The organism is Arthrobacter sp. AL05 (assembly GCF_029960715.1).
Classification (GTDB): Bacteria; Actinomycetota; Actinomycetes; order Actinomycetales; family Micrococcaceae; genus Arthrobacter.
On sequence record NZ_JASBRC010000001.1, the window covers coordinates 203,102 to 219,489 of the forward strand.

14 protein-coding genes and 1 tRNA gene are annotated in these 16,388 nt (G+C 66.6%); 9 read left to right on the top strand and 6 right to left on the bottom strand.

All coding sequences use genetic code 11. From position 1 onward, the window contains the following. Positions 1 to 12: 12 nt before the first annotated feature. Both QK287_RS00970 and QK287_RS00975 read right to left on the bottom strand, forming a co-directional pair. A complete protein-coding gene (locus QK287_RS00970) occupies positions 13 to 582 on the bottom strand; it encodes a RidA family protein (RefSeq protein ID WP_282358706.1) in 570 nt (189 codons plus the stop codon). A gap of 2 nt (positions 583 to 584) precedes the next feature. Beyond that, positions 585 to 740, bottom strand: coding sequence for a DUF4177 domain-containing protein (locus QK287_RS00975; protein ID WP_144671455.1), 156 nt, complete (start codon positions 738 to 740; stop codon positions 585 to 587). Between the two features lie 37 nt (positions 741 to 777). On the opposite strand from QK287_RS00975, the gene QK287_RS00980 reads away from it, so the two are divergent. The 5 genes from QK287_RS00980 (at position 778) to QK287_RS01000 (ending at position 8,221) form a co-directional block, all read left to right on the top strand. Continuing rightward, a complete protein-coding gene (locus tag QK287_RS00980; protein ID WP_282358709.1) occupies positions 778 to 3,078 on the top strand; it encodes a transglycosylase domain-containing protein in 2,301 nt (766 codons plus the stop codon). Next, a complete protein-coding gene (locus tag QK287_RS00985; protein ID WP_226775461.1) occupies positions 3,075 to 4,022 on the top strand; it encodes a metallophosphoesterase in 948 nt (315 codons plus the stop codon). The genes QK287_RS00980 and QK287_RS00985 overlap by 4 nt, the downstream gene beginning before the upstream one ends. 375 nt (positions 4,023 to 4,397) lie before the next feature. Continuing rightward, complete coding sequence (locus QK287_RS00990) at positions 4,398 to 6,230, top strand: ABC transporter ATP-binding protein (RefSeq protein WP_282358710.1); 1,833 nt, start codon at positions 4,398 to 4,400, stop codon at positions 6,228 to 6,230. Continuing rightward, positions 6,227 to 8,056, top strand: coding sequence for an ABC transporter ATP-binding protein (locus tag QK287_RS00995; RefSeq protein WP_282358712.1), 1,830 nt, complete (start codon positions 6,227 to 6,229; stop codon positions 8,054 to 8,056). Before QK287_RS00990 ends, QK287_RS00995 begins: the two co-directional genes overlap by 4 nt. A gap of 88 nt (positions 8,057 to 8,144) precedes the next feature. Beyond that, a tRNA-Pro gene (locus tag QK287_RS01000) sits at positions 8,145 to 8,221 on the top strand. A gap of 145 nt (positions 8,222 to 8,366) precedes the next feature. On the opposite strand, the gene QK287_RS01005 is transcribed toward QK287_RS01000, so the two are convergent. Next, the gene (locus QK287_RS01005) at positions 8,367 to 8,582 is read right to left on the bottom strand and encodes a hypothetical protein (RefSeq protein WP_226775458.1); all 216 of its coding nucleotides are present in this window, start codon (positions 8,580 to 8,582) and stop codon (positions 8,367 to 8,369) included. 129 nt (positions 8,583 to 8,711) lie between these two features. Between QK287_RS01005 and QK287_RS01010 the strand changes: the two genes are divergently transcribed. Then, positions 8,712 to 10,004 (top strand): helix-turn-helix transcriptional regulator, encoded by a 1,293-nt coding sequence (locus QK287_RS01010; RefSeq protein WP_226775457.1) that lies wholly within the window; start codon positions 8,712 to 8,714, stop codon positions 10,002 to 10,004. Here the strand turns inward: QK287_RS01010 and QK287_RS01015 are convergent. Both QK287_RS01015 and purD read right to left on the bottom strand, forming a co-directional pair. Then, positions 10,001 to 10,978, bottom strand: coding sequence for a phosphoribosylaminoimidazolesuccinocarboxamide synthase (locus tag QK287_RS01015; protein ID WP_226775456.1), 978 nt, complete (start codon positions 10,976 to 10,978; stop codon positions 10,001 to 10,003). The genes QK287_RS01010 and QK287_RS01015 overlap by 4 nt on opposite strands. 2 nt (positions 10,979 to 10,980) lie before the next feature. Next, positions 10,981 to 12,291: a phosphoribosylamine--glycine ligase gene (purD, locus tag QK287_RS01020; RefSeq protein WP_226775507.1), complete on the bottom strand. Its 1,311-nt coding sequence runs from the start codon at positions 12,289 to 12,291 to the stop codon at positions 10,981 to 10,983. A 183-nt stretch (positions 12,292 to 12,474) separates the two neighbouring features. Between purD and QK287_RS01025 the strand changes: the two genes are divergently transcribed. Genes QK287_RS01025 through QK287_RS01035 form a run of 3 tightly spaced genes read left to right on the top strand, consistent with a single transcriptional unit; the run spans position 12,475 to position 15,590 of the window. Further along, positions 12,475 to 14,127, top strand: coding sequence for a molybdopterin-dependent oxidoreductase (locus tag QK287_RS01025; RefSeq protein WP_282358718.1), 1,653 nt, complete (start codon positions 12,475 to 12,477; stop codon positions 14,125 to 14,127). A 36-nt stretch (positions 14,128 to 14,163) separates the two neighbouring features. After that, positions 14,164 to 15,180: an asparaginase gene (locus QK287_RS01030; RefSeq protein ID WP_226775454.1), complete on the top strand. Its 1,017-nt coding sequence runs from the start codon at positions 14,164 to 14,166 to the stop codon at positions 15,178 to 15,180. Positions 15,181 to 15,182: 2 nt separating this feature from the next. Continuing rightward, positions 15,183 to 15,590 carry a sterol carrier family protein gene (locus QK287_RS01035; RefSeq protein WP_226775453.1) on the top strand — a complete coding sequence of 136 codons (408 nt, stop codon included), beginning with the start codon at positions 15,183 to 15,185 and terminating at the stop codon, positions 15,588 to 15,590. A 20-nt stretch (positions 15,591 to 15,610) separates the two neighbouring features. Here the strand turns inward: QK287_RS01035 and QK287_RS01040 are convergent, their stop codons facing one another. Continuing rightward, positions 15,611 to 16,372 carry an SDR family oxidoreductase gene (locus QK287_RS01040; protein WP_253031990.1) on the bottom strand — a complete coding sequence of 254 codons (762 nt, stop codon included), beginning with the start codon at positions 16,370 to 16,372 and terminating at the stop codon, positions 15,611 to 15,613. Positions 16,373 to 16,388 lie beyond the last annotated feature (16 nt).

Consider the following 16,388-nt stretch of genomic DNA (forward strand, 5'->3'; position numbering starts at 1 on the left):
GGGAACTGACCTCTACGCGAATTCAGCGATCAGTTCGACTTCTACCGGCGAGTCGAGCGGAAGGACGGCAACGCCGACGGCGGACCTTGCATGCTGGCCGGCGTCGCCGAGGACCTTGCCGAGGAGTTCGGATGCGCCGTTGATAACGCCGGGCTGGCCCGTAAAGGACGGGTCGGAGGCTACGAAGCCGACAACTTTGACAATCCGGGTGATGCGGTCAAGGTCGCCGATGACGCTTTTGACGGCGGCGAGTGCGTTGACTGCACACACGGCGGCATACTGCTTGGCAGCTTCCGGGGAAACCGTGGCCTCGTCCGAGGCGCCTTCGGCACCGGAGGACACCTTGCCGGTCTCCTCCAGTTTGCCGCCGATAAACGGCAACTGGCCGGAGGTGTAGACGTGGTTGCCCGAGATCACCGCAGGAACGTAGGCCGCCACCGGGGCGGCCACGTCAGGCAGGGTCAGCCCGAGCTCGGCAAGGCGCTGCTCGACGGCGGACGGCGCGCCGGTGACGGCGGTGCTGTGGGCCTGCGTTCCGGAGACCGCCGGTGCGCCCGGAGCGGCGGATGGTGTGGTGCTCATGGCTACTGCTTCTCCCGCTTCAGGTACGCAACCAGGCCGTTGCCCTCGGGGCCCGGGACTACCTGGACAAGTTCCCAGCCGTCGTCACCCCACTGGTCCAGAATCTGCTTCGTGGCGTGGATAATGAGCGGAATCGTGGCGTACTCCCATTTGGTCATGAGCTAAAGCCTAGTCCTTGCCGGTAAAGTGGAAAACATGGCGACTGGTAAGAACCCTCTATTTGACACGGCCACCACCCTCGGAAAGATCCTTCTTTTCCTGGGCGTGAGCGCCGTTTGCGGTGTCCTGGTGGCGGGACTGCTAGTCCCCGCGGCCGCCGTTACCGGCAGTTCGGCCAGCGGATCGATCAAGTTCTTCGAGACCCTGCCGGCCGAACTGCAGGTGGACCCGCCCAGCCAGTCGACGACGATCCTGGCCTCCGACGGCAGTGTGATCGCCAGCCTCTTCGCGGAAAACCGCACCAAAGTTTCCCTCGACCAGATGTCGCCGTTCGTCAAGGACGCAGTCATCGCCATCGAGGACAGCCGTTTCTACGAGCACGGCGGCGTGGACACCACCGGCATCATGCGCGCCCTCGTCAGCACCGCGCGCGGCAACAAGCAGGGCGCGTCGACCATCACGCAGCAGTACGTCAACAACGTCATCAACTCCTCCCTCGAGGCCGAGGGCAAGGGCGACCAAGTCCTCCTCAACGGCGTGAACAAGGGCGTCGGTGACAAACTGCGGGAAATGAAGCTCGCCATCGCCCTGGAGAAGAAGCTCACTAAGGAGCAGATCCTCGAGGGCTACCTCAACATCGTCTTCTTCAACCGGGATGCTTACGGAATCGAAGCCGCTTCGAAGTTCTTCTTCAGCACCACCGCCAAGGACCTCAGCCTCCCGCAGGCTGCGCTGCTGGCCGGCCTGGTTAACAGTCCGTCGTTCTACGATCCGATTACCAACCCGGAGAACGCTAAGGTCCGCCGCGACCTGGTGCTCAAGGCGATGCTCACGCAAGGCAAGATCCAGCAGGCGGCCTACGACAGCGCCGTCGCCACTCCGGTGGAAACGAAGGTTACGCCGGCGCGCCAGGGCTGTGCCTATTCGGCGACCGCCCCATATTTCTGCGACTACGTGCTGCACCTGCTGCTCAACAACCCGGCCTACGGCGCCGACGCCGATGCCCGGGTCCGGAAGGTCTTCCGCGGCGGCCTGACCATTAAGACGACGCTTGACCCCAACGCCCAGGCCGTGGCCCAGGCCCAGGTTGAAGGCTCCGCCGGGGCGAACCCGGATAAATGGGGCGCCTCCCTTGTCTCCGTGCAGCCCGGTTCCGGCAAGATCATCTCCATGGCCCAGAACACCCAGTTCCTGGAGGCCGAAGGCAAATTCAACAACGTGATCAATTTCAACGTTGACATGAAGGACGCCAAGGGCAACGACCTCGGCGGACTGGGCGGCTTCCAGCCCGGTTCCACGATGAAGCCGTTCACCTTCGCCGAATGGCTCGACGAGGGCCGGTCCATGAACACAGTCCTCAACGGCGCCGTGCGCAGGTACCCGTTGAACTACAGGTGGCGGAACACCTGCCCCGCACCGGTGGACGGGGCCTACAACACGGCGGAAAAGGGACTCGGCGCGGCCGATGACCTGCAGAACGCCGAAGAGGGCTACTACAAGAACATGACAGTCGTTGACGGCCTGGCGAACTCCATCAACACGATGACCTTCGCAACCGCGGCACAGGTGGACCTCTGCGGGATCCAAAAGATCGTCGACGCCGTCGGCATCCACGCCGGCCAGACCAACGAGCCGGTGCCCATGACGACCTTGTCCAACCTGATCGGCGCCACCCAGACCTCGCCGCTGACCATGGCCAGCGCGTTCGCGACCTTCGCCAACGACGGCAAGTACTGCGAGCCGATCGCCATTGAGTCGGTAACTGACGCGACCGGTGCAGCCATGCCGGCACAGGCCCCCAGCTGCCGCGACGCGATCAAACCGGAAGTCGCCCGCGGCGTGAGCTACGCGCTGCAGGAAGTCCTCAACCGCGGCTCCGGCTCGCTGATCCAGCCCCGGATCTCCACCCGGACCAGCTTCCCGATCGCGGCCAAGACCGGCACCAACGACCCCAACAACTCCACCTGGGTGGTCGGCTACACCTCCGGCCTGGCGACGGCATCGTGGTTCGGAGACGCACTCGGCGGCCAGGACCGGCCGGGACGCAACCTCACGTTCAACGGCAAGTTTTACCAGGCAATCGACGGGTATATGATTGCGGGTCCGCAGTTCTCGAACTACATGACCCAGGTGGCCCCGGCCTACGGCACCAACCCGTTCACGGCGCCGCCGTCGAACATGGTGACCGGCCCGGCACCGGCGCCCCGGCCGAGCACACAGTCGACGCCGGCACCGTCTGCCCCCGCTCCTGCCCCGGCTCCGTCCACACCGGCTGCGGCCCCCGCCCCGTCGGCGCCCGCTGAGCAGCCGGGCAACGCTGCCGCGCCCAAGCCGTGACGGCCCAAAACCAGTTAACCGGCCGCGCCCGACGCATCGGACGCGGCCTGGCCGTGTCCGCCGCGACCGGAGCCGCCACCGGCGCCGTCGCCGCCGGGTACGGGCTCTGGGAAAAGAACCAGTTTGTTGTGCGCGAAGAGACCCTGCCGATCCTCCCGGCCGGGTACGGTCCCATCCGTGTGCTGCACCTGAGCGATATCCACTTTGTCCCCGGACAGCACCGCAAGGCAGCGTGGCTGTCCTCGCTGGCCGGCCTGGAACCGGACCTGGTGGTGAACACCGGCGACAACCTCAGCCACGTCAACGCGGTGGACCCGCTTTTGGACTCGCTGCGTCCGCTGCTGAAGTTTCCCGGAGTCTTCGTCCCGGGGTCCAATGATTACTTCGCCCCGCGGCTGAAGAACCCGGCGTCGTATTTCCTGGGACCCTCCTCGAGCCCCAAGGGGCCGACCAAACTGGATTGGCCACGGCTGCGTTCGGGCTTTGGGATGGGCGGCTGGCTGGACTTGACCAACCGCTGCCAGTCCCTGGTGGTCAAAGGCTTGCGTCTTGACTTCTCCGGCGTCGACGATCCGCACCTGGGCCTTGAACGGTACGCCGGCTGGCCCCGCGGCACTAGGGGCCAGGATGCCAAACCGCACCTCCGGGTCGCGGTCATCCACGCCCCATACCAGCGCGTCCTGGACCACTTCACCGAGGACGGCGCCGATCTCCTGCTGGCCGGGCATACCCATGGCGGCCAGATCTGCCTGCCGGGGTTCGGTGCCCTCGTCGTCAACTGCGACCTCCCGACCTGGCGCGCCAAGGGCCTGCATGACTGGAACAGCAAGGGACGCACGACGCCGGTAAACGTCTCCGGCGGTATCGGCACCTCGCGCTTTGCCCCGGTTCGGATCGCCTGCAAGCCTGAAGCCGTGTTGCTGACGCTTACTGCGCAGCCCTGAGCCCGAGCCTCCGCCGCGCAGTGGACATGCCCGCCGGCAGCCTTCCCGGCTGGACATAATGGGCATATGTCCACCCTTCGCGCGCAGGAGTGGACATGCGCCGAGGGAAGCGCGGATTGTGTCCGCTCTCCGCGCCCGGAAGTGGACATGTCCGGTGGGGCAGCGGGGTTGATGTCCACTTTCAGCAGCCACGGGTGGACATGTCCCTGACGGGCCAAGCACCGTCCGAGCATTGCGGAACGTAATTACTGGACGAAATCCTGCCCTCCGCCGGTGTCCATGTGAACCGGCTCACGCAATGGCCTAGGGTAGTTGCTACAGGAAACTACATCCAGTTGCGCCGGCCCGCTGCCGTCGCGTGTGAAGAAGTCAGGCATGGCCCAGCAGACCTCATTTTTCTCCTCCATCAGCCGCCTTTACCCCCACGTTCAGCCGATTATTCCGCGGCTGGCCCTGGGCCTGCTTTCCGCCTTGCTGGCAAGCCTGGTGGCTCTGGCCATCCCCCAGGTGCTGCGGGTGCTGATCAACCAGTCCCTCCGGCCCGGCGGGAGTGCGGACGCAGTCTGGATCGCTTCCCTCGTTATTCTGGGCCTGGGCATAGCTGAAGCCGGCCTGGTAGCCCTGCGGCGGCAATTCGTGATCAACCCGGCCACCACTGTTGAGACCCGAATGCGGGTGTCCCTCTACGACCATCTGCAGGATCTGACAGTTTCCTTCCACGAACGCTGGGGCTCCGGTCAGCTGCTCTCCCGCGCCATGACGGACCTGAACTTCCTGCGCCGTTGGATGGCCTTCGGCGCCATTATGCTCGTGGTCACCACCCTGACGGTGGTGATCGGCGTTGTGGTGATGTTCACGATGAGCTGGCAGCTGGCCCTGATTTTCCTCGCCGCCGCAGTGCCGCTTATGATCAACGGTTTCCGTTTCCGCACCCGCTTCAGCAAGGTGGCGCGCCGCAGCGCGGACCAGGCCGGCGACCTCGCCACCACTGTCGAGGAATCGGTCCACGGGATCCGGGTGCTCAAGGCATTCGGCCGCAGCCGCGAGGCGTTGGAGAATTTCAACGAGCAGGCCGAAGGCCTCCGCCAGACGGAGATAGTTAAGGCCAAGCACCTGGCTACCTTCAGCCTGGTGGTCACCCTGCTGCCCGAGCTCGCCCTCGGCGCCGGCCTCGTCGCCGGTCTTATGCTCGCCTCCACCGGCGCGCTGAGCATCGGCGCCCTGGTGGCGTTCTTCGCCACCGCTGCCGTCATCGCCACTCCGGTGGAGTACAGCGGCTTGCTTCTGGCCATGGCCCTGACCGCCAAGACGGCCGTGGACCGGCACTTTGAGGTGATGGACTCGGTGAACACCATCACCAGTCCCGAACATCCCCGCCGCCCCGAGGCCCTGACCGGCGCCCTGCGCTTCAACAGCGCCGGGTTCGCCTATGAGGACGCCCCGGACAAACCGATCCTCCGGAACATCAATCTTGACATCAGGCCCGGCGAAACGATGGCACTGGTGGGGATCACGGGCAGCGGCAAAAGCGCCTTGCTCCAGCTGGTGCCCCGGCTGCACGACGTCACTGCCGGTTCCATCACCATCGACGGGGTCGATCTGCGCGAATTCAGCGTCGAGGAGCTACGCACGGTTGTCGCCGTCGCCTTCGAGGACACCACCTTGTTCTCCAGCTCGGTCCGTGACAACGTGATGCTCGGCGCACCGGAAAACCACACGGCCGAGCGCCGCGAGGAGGCCCTCGCGGAGGCCCTCGACGTCGCCCAGGCCCACTTCGTATACTCGCTGCCGGACGGGCTCGACACCCTGATCGGCGAGGAGGGGCTCAGCCTCTCCGGCGGCCAGCGGCAGCGGCTCGCCCTGGCCCGCGCCATCGCTGCCGGGCCAAAGGTCCTGGTCCTGGACGACCCGCTCTCTGCCCTTGACGTCAACACCGAGGAACGAGTCGAGACCCGGTTGCGCGAGGTGCTCGCCGACACCACCACCCTGATCGTGGCCCACCGGCCGTCCACCGTGGCGCTGGCGGACCGGGTGGCGCTGCTGGAGGACGGCGGGATCGCCGCCGTCGGAACCCACACCGAACTGCTCGCGGCGAACCGCCACTACCGGCATGTGATCGCCAGCCTCGACCCGGAGCCCCGGGACCTGGACTCCGATCTGGTGGACTCGGACCTGACAAGCCTCAACGAAGAGGAGGTTTCCCGATGAGCAGCACAACTTTCGGCACCGCGAACGAGGACAACGCGCACCTGTCCAGGACCGAGAGCAAGACGGTGCGCCGCCGGTCCCTGGTCCTGCTTGGTTCGCTGATCCGCCCGGTCCGACGGCGGTTCTGGCTGACCATTGCCGCCGTGGTGCTGTCCCAGGCCGCACGGGTCGCCGGGCCGGCGCTGATCGCATTCGGCATCGACGGAGCCCTGCCGGCCCTGACTGCGGGCGACAACCTTCCGCTCCTGTTCACCGGCGCAGCCTACCTCGCAGCCGCCGTTGCGACGGCGGGCCTCACCGCCGTGTACGTGACCTCGACCGCACGGCTGAGCCAGGCGATGTTGCTCGACCTCCGGGTCCGGGTCTTCCGGCACACCCAGCGGCTCAGCCTCGAATTCCACGAAAAGTACACCTCGGGGCGCATCATCGCCCGCCAGACCTCGGACCTTGAGGCGCTGCGCGAACTCCTGGATTCCGGAATCAGCTCCCTGTCCTCGGGGATCCTGTTTATGCTCTTCACCGCGGTGACGGTGTTCGCCCTCGACTGGCGCAGCGGCCTGCTGATTCTGGCCGCAGGGCTGCCGATGTTCTTGCTGGCCCGCTGGTACCAGAAACACTCTCAGATCGCATTCCGTGAATCCCGCGCCGTCTCGGCCCGCCTGATTGTCCATTTTGTCGAAACCATGACCGGAATCCGGGCGGTCAAGGCCTTTCGGAAGGAACGCGACAACGCCGCACGGTATGCCGAACTCTCCGAGGACTACCGCCAGGTCACGGTCCGGTCCATCAATCTCAGCGGCATCTTCCAGCCCGGCCTGGTGCTGATCGGCAATGTCTGCGTCGCCGTCGTCCTGCTGCTCGGCGGTTTCCGGGTGCTCGGCGGAGACCTTGCCGTCGGTGTGCTGCTGGCCCTGATCCTGTCCACTAAACGCTTCTTCCAGCCGGTGGACCAGATGGCCATGTTCTACAACTCCTTCCAGAGCGCCCAGGCGGCGCTGGAGAAGGTCTCCGGGCTGCTCGAGGAGGTCCCCACCGTCCGGCCGCCCAAAAACCCGGTGGCCCTGCACCGGGCCAAGGGCACCATCGACTTCAACGGCGCCGAGTTCCGCTACGGCACCGGGCCGCTCATCATTCCCACCCTGGATCTGCATATTCCTGCCGGCCAGACGGTGGCCCTGGTGGGCCAAACCGGTGCCGGAAAATCCACCCTTGCTAAGCTGATCGCCCGCTTCTACGACGTCTCCGCGGGCTCCCTGACGCTAGACGGCGTGGATCTGCGGGAGCTGACGACGGCGGACCTGCGGCGCAACGTCGTGATGGTCACCCAGGAGGCGTTCCTGTTCAGCGGCTCCGTGGCGGACAATATCGCCCTGGGGCGTCCCACGGCCTCCCGGGATGAGATCGAAGCCGCCGCCAGGGCGGTAGGCGCGCACGATTTCATCCTGGCGCTTCCGGAAGGCTACGACACGGACGTCAACAAACGCGGCGGCCGGGTTTCGGCCGGTCAGCGCCAACTGATCAGCTTCGCCCGGGCGTTCCTGGCCCGCCCTGCCGTGCTGATCCTGGACGAGGCCACGTCTTCGCTGGACATCCCGTCCGAACGCCTCGTGCAGGCCGGCCTCGCGGGTCTGCTGCAGGGGGCCGGGGCGGACTCCGGCCGGACCGCCCTTATCATCGCGCACCGCCTGTCCACGGTGGAAACCGCCGACCGGGTGCTGGTGGTCCAGGACGGGCGGGTAGTCGAGGACGGCACCCCGGCGGAGCTAATCGGCGGCGGCGGACGCTTTGCCCGGCTCCACGGTGCCTGGAAGGATTCGCTGGTCTAGCCCTTCGGCGCAGCGAGACCCGCGGTTCGATTTCGCATCCGGGGCCACCATCGGATAGTCTTGTGAAGTTGCTTTTGAAGTAACGGATCGGGATGTGGCGCAGCTTGGTAGCGCGCGTCGTTCGGGACGACGAGGTCGCAGGTTCAAATCCTGTCATCCCGACCAATAAACAAGAGGGTCTTCCAACTGGAAGGCCCTCTTGTTGTATGTGTCCGGAATGTGAAACCCGACCGGGGGCGGGTGACGGGGATCGGGTGACAAAACAATGGCTCCGGGACATCGTGCCCCGGAGCCATCGAAGTGCCGCTGGCTACATCGGATCGGGCCAGTTGCCGACGTTGGTCGAGTAGACCATCGGATCTGGCCAGTTACCCACGGCCTGCGGTGCATTCATCGGGTCAGGCCAGTTGCCAACTGCCGTGACGCTGGTCCCAGCGGCGAAACCGGCAGACAGAACTGCCGGAGCGGCGGCGGTGAATGCCAGTGCGCCCGCCAGGATGGCGCCGGCAGCAATTTTCTTCAACATAGAGTTCCTCAATACGAGTTGGGGTCCTTACCAAGTCAGCACTACCCTTGTTGACATACATTGTAAAATGTTTTCCACAGAGCCTGTCAAGCATTTAGTACAAAGAGTGTCCGGAATGAGGAGGTATCCGTGGGGAACGGATTCGGTGAGAAGCTCCGAGCGGAACGGCTCGAGCGTGGCCTGACGCAGGCGGAACTGGGCCGCAATCTGTACTCTCCCAGCTATATCTCCCTCTTGGAGACCGGCCGCCGCGAACCGACCGCGGACGTGATCGAGGAACTCGCCCGGCGGCTGGAACTGGCACCTAAGGCGCTGGAAGCCTGGAGCCAGCCCGTATCCGTCAGCGACGCCGAATACGTGCTCTCCGGACTGTACGCCCGCCAGGCCTGGGACCTGCGGGATTATCCGCTGGCGGCCACCCATGCAGCCGCCGCAGCCCAGATCGCCCTGGAAGCCAAAAACACCAGCGCCTGGTGGAACATGACCTATATGCAGGCCGAATGCTTGATCAAACAGGGTCAGTGGCAGGAGTGCACGGACATCGTCCAGCGCCTGCTGGATCACCCGATGGCCGCCGAGTCGGCAGGCCTGGGCGTGCGGGCAAGGCAGATGCTCGCCGCAGCCTCACAGGGTCAAGGGCAGCTGGCTGCCGCCGTCGGACACGCCCAGGAAGCGGTGCGGCTCTGCGCACAGCTGCCCAAGGGCTCGACCCTGATCATCGGCGCGCTGCGCGCCCTCATCGGTGCGCTGGCCGAGAGCGGGCGGCTGGACGAGGCCTGGGAATACTGCCGGGCCATGAACGGGCAGATGGATGACCACTCCATGACCCAACTGGCCGGCGAAGTAGCCTGGGTGATCGGCAACGTGGCATTTATGCGCCATGACTACACCGAGGGCATCAGGCACCACGAACGTGCCTCCCGGTTGCTCTCCCCCGCCAACGACATCGACCTCTGGGCGCGGTTTAACAAAGCTTCCGCGGCCGTCCGGCTGTCCTCCGGCATTGTCGAGCCGGAAACCCTGAGCTCGATCGAGCGCGCCGAGCTGGCGCTCTCAATTGTGGGCGGCAACAAAACTGACGAACTTGAAGTCGCTTTTATCCGGGCCCGCTGGCTCTACCTGACCGGGGACATCGTGGCCGCAGTCCGGAAACTGCGCGACATCCACGCCGACAAGGACGCGCTCGCTAAGCACACCGCGGGCGAGGTCTCGCTGCTGCTCGGCAAAGCGCTCAAGGCCGCGGCCGAAGCCGAGGAAGCACTGGTCTACCTCGAGGAAGCCCAGAAGGAGTTCAGCGCCGCCGGCGCCTCGGACCGGGTCCAGCAGGCGATGGACGCCGTGCTGGAAATCCGGCTGGCCCAGCGCCGCGCTCAGGCCGCTGCCTTGGCCGGGACCCAGCACCGCGCGCCCGCGGAGGCCTAGGCGAACGTCCGGCCGGTGAGCTTTTCGTAGGCCTCGACGTAGCGGCCACGGGTCCGGACCACAACGTCCGCGGGCAGCGGCGGCGGCGGTGCGTCCGAGGAGCGGTCCCAACCGGATTCCGACGAGGTCAGCCAGTCACGGACGTACTGCTTGTCATAGGACGGCTGGGCTTGGCCGGGCTGGTAGGTGGCGGCATCCCAGAACCGTGAGGAATCCGGGGTGAGCACCTCATCGCCGAGGGTGACGACGCCGGAACTCGTGTCGACGCCGAATTCCACCTTGGTGTCGGCGAGGACGATGCCGCGCTGACGGGCAATTGCCTCGGCCTTTGTGTAGATCGCCAGCGTCAGCTCGCGCAGCGAGGAGGCGGCGTCGGCGCCCACGGTTTCCACAACGGCGTCGTAGGTGATGTTCTCATCATGCTCCCCGACCTCGGCCTTCGCTGAGGGGGTGAAGATAGCCTCCTCGAGCCGGGATCCGTCCACCAGCCCCTCGGGCAGGGGAATGCTGCACACCGTGCGGGACCGCCGGTATTCCTCGAGTCCCGAGCCGGTGAGGTAACCGCGGGCGATGCATTCGACCGGGAACATCTGCAGTTTTTTACAGATCATCGCGCGGCCCTCCACGGCGGCCGGCACCCCGGCCTCGACAGTTGACGCGAGCACATGGTGCTCCACGCCGAGCTGCTCGAACCACCACAGGCTCAGCTGGGTCAAAATGCGGCCCTTATCCGGGATCTCGCTGGCAAGGACGTGATCGTAGGCGCTGATGCGGTCGCTGGCGACGACCAGCACGCAGTCCTGGCCGATGCGCTCCGTGATGGACCCGTCCGCCGGAACGTAGAGGTCGCGGACCTTCCCCGAGTAGATGTGCTTCCAGCCGGGAAGATCCACCGCGGCGGTGTCCAGGCCGCCGCCCGGGGCGGACGGCGCGGGTTCGGCGGCTTCCGGCACGCCGGATTCGGAGGTGCTCATGCTCAAGCCTTCGCTTTCTGGGCTGCGGAGGTTCCGCGGTTCTGAACGCTAATCTCACCGCGGGCCGCTTTGCCGCCGATATCCGTGCGGAACTGGCTGCCCTCCAGCTGGACCAGTTCGACGCCGTCGTACGCGCGTTCCCGCGCCTCCACCAGGTCCGCGCCGAGAGCTACTACTGCCAGCACCCGCCCGCCGGCGGACACAACTTTGCCTTCGTCGTCAAGCCGGGTGCCGGCGTGGATCACGTGGACACCCTCGATCGACTCGACTTTTTTGAGCCCCCGGATCCGGTCGCCGGTGCGCGGCTCGTTCGGGTAGTTTTCGGCAGCGACGACGACGGCGACTGCGGTTTCCTTGGACCAGCGCAGCGGCTGGACCTTATCCAATTCGCCCTTGGCGGCCGCCATCAGCAGCCCGCCCAGGGGCGTCTTGAGGCGGGCCAGGACGGCCTGGGTCTCCGGATCGCCGAAGCGTACGTTGAATTCGATCACGCGGGTACCGCGGGAGGTCAGGGCCAGGCCGACAAACAGCACGCCGACGAACGGGGTGCCGCGGTGCGCCATCTGGTTGACCGTAGGCTGGGCAACGCGGTCCAGGACTTCCTGGACGAGGCCTTCCGGCGCCCATTCCAGCGGGGTATAGGCGCCCATTCCGCCGGTGTTGGGTCCTTCGTCGTTGTCGAAGATCCGTTTGAAATCCTGTGCCGGGGACAGCGCCACGGTGTTCACGCCGTCGCAGAGGACAAAGACGGACACCTCCGGGCCGTCGAGGAACTCCTCGATCACAACGGTGCCGCCGGCATCGAAGCAGCTCTGCGCGTGGGCGAGGGCCTCCTCCCGGTTGCTGGTGACAACAACACCCTTTCCCGCGGCGAGTCCATCATCCTTAACAACGTAGGGGGCGCCAAAGATATCGAGGGCGTCCGCGGCTTCACCGGCGTTGGACGCCACCCGGGCCATGGCGGTGGGGACGCCCGCCTCGGCCATCACTTCCTTGGCAAAGGCTTTGGAGGCCTCGAGCTGGGCTGCGTCTTTGCCGGGACCGAAGACGGGGATGCCCGCGGCACGGACGGCATCGGCGACTCCGGCGGCAAGAGGCGCCTCGGGGCCGACCACCACCAGATCCACTGTGAGCCTGGCGGCCAGCGCCGCGACGGCGGCGGGATCACTCGCGTCAATGGTGTAGGTGGGGACCAGCTTGCTGATGCCGGCGTTGCCCGGGGCCGCGTGGACCTCGGACACAACAGGGTCGGCAAGCAAGGATCGGACAATGGCGTGTTCGCGGCCGCCGGGGCCGATGACAAGTACCTTCACAGTTCCCAAGAGTACGTTGTGGACCGTGCAGGCTCCTAAGCTGTGACCGCCGCAGCACATGCCCAGCCCCGGCCGTGCCCACTGGACATAATGCCAACATGCCCATCCCCGCGCCTACCCGGCGGACATGTCCCTCCTGGGACGGCGGGCCATCCGGTGCAGAGGCCGCTACGAATTTCCGGTATGGACAAGCCCAGCACGCACAGACTCCGCGCGGATGAACCCGGCACAGCGAACGCCCGGCGGAAGCAGCCGGTCGTTCGCACCCCGGCGAAGGCGTTGTCCGGCCCCACCGGCCTGGCCGCGCTGGCCGGCGTCGCTGCAGCCGCCGTCGTCCTGTCCGTAGCGGAACTCATCGGCGCGTTCTTCACGGCGCGGGCGACGCCGCTGATCGCACTCGGCTCGACTTTCATCGACTTCACGCCGTCGTGGATGAAGGATTTCGCGATCGCCACCTTCGGCACCAATGACAAGCTCGCGCTATTCGTCGGTATGGCGGTTTCCATCCTGGTGCTCGCCTGTGTCCTGGGCGTTGTGGCCTACCGCAGGTGGGCACTCGGCGTCGCCGGCGTTCTGCTGATGGGCGCGGTCATCGTCGCCAGCGTCGTGACCCGGGCCGGGGTGCGGCCGGTCGACGCGATTCCCGCCCTGATCGGCACCGTTGCAGGACTCATCGCGCTCCGGATCCTCGTGACCCGGCTGTGGCGGATGCAGCAGTGGCCGGACCGGGCGGCCGACATCGCAGCCAAGGAACCCGAACGCCCCGCCACCAGCCGCCGCGCTTTCTTCGCCGCGACCGGGGTAACCGCCGCAGCCTCCGCCATCGCCGCGACCGGCGGGCGCCTGCTCAGCTCGGCCCGCAGCAACGTGGCGAAGGCCCGCGAATCCCTCCAGCTCCCCGCCCCGGCGGAACCCGCCGCCGCCGTCCCCGCCGGCGTCCAGTCCAGGGCAGCCGGGGTCACGCCGTGGCTGACGCCGAACACGGACTTTTACCGCATCGACACGGCGCTGAGTGTGCCGGAAATCAACGCCCAGGACTGGGAGCTGCGCATCCATGGCCTCGTGGACCGGGAAATCAGGCTCAGCTTCCAGGACCTGCTGGACGCGAAGCTGATCGAATCGCACGTCACTTTGACCTGCGTTTCCAACCCGGTGGGCGGGAACCTGGCCGGTAATGCCAAATGGTTGGGCATGCCCATCCGGGATGCACTCGCTATGGCCGGGCCCAAAGAGGGTGCCGACATGGTGCTCTCCACTTCAATCGACGGCTTTAGCGCCTCGACTCCGCTGGAGGTCCTGCAGGACGACCGGGACGCCATGCTGGCGATCGGCATGAACGGTACAGCCCTGCCGCTGGAACACGGCTACCCGGTGCGGATGGTCGTCCCCGGGCTGTACGGTTTTGTCTCCGCCACCAAATGGGTGGTGGACCTGGAAGTCACCCGTTTCGCGGACAACAAGGCGTACTGGACCCAGCGCGGCTGGTCCGAGCGGGGCCCCATCAAGACCATGGCCCGGGTGGAAGTCCCGAAGTCCTTTGCGAAGGTACCGGCCGGACGAGTCGCGATCGGCGGCACCGCCTGGGCCCAGACACGTGGCATCACCAAGGTTGAGGTGCAGATAGACAACGGCCCCTGGATCGAGGCAACCCTCGCCGGGGAGGCCTCACTCATCAGCTGGCGGCAGTGGTCCCTGGATTGGGAAGCGACACCGGGGCCGCACTACATCAAGGCCCGCGCCACCGACGGCACCGGCGAAGTCCAGACGGATAAACGTGCCGATCCGGTTCCGGACGGCGCGTCTGGCTGGCAGTCGCTGATGGTGACCGCGGAATAGCGCAGGTATCCCCGCCGGGCACCTTAGACTTGCTCCATGCCCTTGAATTCGCATGCCACGTTTACCGTCGAGTCCGCCGTCGAACTGGCCGTCGTTGAGCGCAGCGGCTTCGTGGAGTCCCGGCACATCGGTTCCGCCGTGCTGATCGCCGGTGACGGCACCATCGTCACCGAGCTGGGCGACATCACCACTCCGATCTTCGCCAGGTCCACGCTCAAACCGTTGCAGGCCATCGCGTCCATGCAGTCCGGCGTTCCGCTGCGCGGCGCGCAGGCAGCTATCGCCTGCGGCAGCCATGTCGGCTCGCTGGATCACATGGACGTCGTCGAGGGCATGCTCAAGGCGGCGGGGGTCACCGAAGAGCAGCTCCAGTGCCCGGCCGCCTGGCCCGAGGATGAGGACGCCCGGAACTGGCTGGTCCGCTCCGGGCGGGGCATGTCCAAACTTGCGTTCAACTGCTCCGGAAAGCACGCGGCTTTTCTTTGGGCCTGCACCGAAAACGGCTGGGACACGCACAGCTACCTTGAACCAAATCACCCGCTGCAGCAAAGCATCAGGTCGGTAATCGAGGAATACTGCGGCGAAAGCATCGCCCACCTCGGCATTGACGGGTGCGGCGCCCCGGTGGCGGCCGTCTCCCTGACCGGGCTGGCCCGGGCCTTCTCCAAACTGGCCAAGGCCCCCGGGGACAAGAACTCCAACGCCCGCGCCGCCACGATCGCCACGTCGATGCTTGATTATCCGTGGGCGGTGCAGGGCACGGGCGAGCCGAACACGATCGTTATGGACGATCTGGGCATCCTCGCCAAGATCGGCGCTGAGGGTGTGCTGGTGATGGCCACCCCGACCGGGGCCGCAGTGGCCCTCAAGGTCCTCGACGGCAACATCCGGGCCACCACGCTCGTCGGCTTGACCCTGCTCGCAGCCGCCGGCGCCGTTGACGTGCCGGAAGTGGCCAGCGTCCTGGACAAGGTGGTCTCCCCCGTTCTCGGCGGCGGCCGCCCGGTCGGCAAAATCCGCCTCGGCAACGCCGTCTCGGCGCTGCTGGACTAGCCATGGCCGTCGCCCGACGCCGGATCGCCATCGAGGAGGGCCGCGCAGCCCTCGCCGTGTGGCAGGCAGCCAACCCTCCGGCGCCGGAGGTTTCCGCACCCGCCGGCCAGGACGCCGGCCCTCCCGTCCCCCGCAGCACCCTCGCAACGGCGGTCCGCTACTGCCTGGAGGAGGTCACCGCGCGGGCACCGGGAAACTCCGTGGAGGTGCGGGTTCCGCCGTTCGGTGTCACGCAGTGCGTGGCGGGCCCGCGGCATACCCGAGGTACTCCGCCGAACGTTATCGAGTGCGACGCCGCCACCTGGCTGGCGATGGTCAGCGGGCAATTGAGCTGGGCAGAGGCCGTCGCCGCCGGGCAGGTGGCAGCGTCAGGGCTCCGTGCGGACCTATCCGGACTGCTGCCACTCTAGGGGGGCCGCTTTTTTCGCTGCTAACCGCGCCCGATGAACGGCATCCCGGCGGCGGTGACCACCAGGGATCCGACGCTGGCGGACGGCGGCATCCCGGCCATCAGCAGCACTGCACGCGCCGCGTCGTCGACCGGGAACGTCGGCTCCACACGGCTGCTGCCGTCGGCCTGGACGGCTCCTGAGCCGACTCCGATGGTGTCCATCAGTTCCGTGGCCGTATTGCCGATGTCGATCTGCCCGCAGGTGATGCCAAAACCACGGCCATCCAATTCAATGCTTTTGGTCAGCCCGGTCAGGGCGTGTTTGGTGACCGTGTACGCCACCGTCCGGGGCCGGGGCGAATGCGCGGCGATGGAGCCGTTGTTGATGATCCGGCCGCCCTGCGGCGTCTGTGCCTTCATGGCCCGGACGGCGGCAGCGGCGCACAACAGGGAGCCGGTCAGGTTAACTGCCACGGTGGCGTCCCAGTCCGCGATGCTGATCTCGTCCACGGATGCGGCAGGGCCGAAAACGCCGGCGTTGTTGAACAACACGTCCACCCGTCCCCAGCGCCCAAGGGCGGCCGCGAACAGCCGTTCGACGTCCTCCGGCACCGTAACATCGCACGGAACAGTCAGTGCCTGGGCATGACCTGCCCCGGTCTCAAGCAGTTGTGCTTCCCGGCGTCCGGCCAGCACCACCCGGTACCCGTCGGCGAGCATAAGTCGGGCGACGGCCCGCCCGATCCCCGAGCCGGCGCCGGTGACGATGGCGATCCGGCCGGGCAACTGATGTCGTGTCATCAGTCCAGCGTATGCC

Bases quoted from the DNA above. Each gene is read 5' to 3' on its own strand.
- QK287_RS00970 (WP_282358706.1), bottom strand. From the start codon at position 582: ATGAGCACCACACCATCCGCCGCTCCGGGCGCACCGGCGGTCTCCGGA.
- QK287_RS00990 (WP_282358710.1), top strand. From the start codon at position 4,398: ATGGCCCAGCAGACCTCATTTTTCTCCTCCATCAGCCGCCTTTACCCC.
- QK287_RS01005 (WP_226775458.1), bottom strand. From the start codon at position 8,582: ATGTTGAAGAAAATTGCTGCCGGCGCCATCCTGGCGGGCGCACTGGCA.
- QK287_RS00995 (WP_282358712.1), top strand. From the start codon at position 6,227: ATGAGCAGCACAACTTTCGGCACCGCGAACGAGGACAACGCGCACCTG.
- QK287_RS01030 (WP_226775454.1), top strand. From the start codon at position 14,164: ATGCCCTTGAATTCGCATGCCACGTTTACCGTCGAGTCCGCCGTCGAA.
- QK287_RS00980 (WP_282358709.1), top strand. From the start codon at position 778: ATGGCGACTGGTAAGAACCCTCTATTTGACACGGCCACCACCCTCGGA.
- QK287_RS01035 (WP_226775453.1), top strand. From the start codon at position 15,183: ATGGCCGTCGCCCGACGCCGGATCGCCATCGAGGAGGGCCGCGCAGCC.
- QK287_RS01015 (WP_226775456.1), bottom strand. From the start codon at position 10,978: ATGAGCACCTCCGAATCCGGCGTGCCGGAAGCCGCCGAACCCGCGCCG.
- QK287_RS01040 (WP_253031990.1), bottom strand. From the start codon at position 16,372: ATGACACGACATCAGTTGCCCGGCCGGATCGCCATCGTCACCGGCGCC.
- QK287_RS00975 (WP_144671455.1), bottom strand. From the start codon at position 740: ATGACCAAATGGGAGTACGCCACGATTCCGCTCATTATCCACGCCACG.
- QK287_RS01025 (WP_282358718.1), top strand. From the start codon at position 12,475: ATGGACAAGCCCAGCACGCACAGACTCCGCGCGGATGAACCCGGCACA.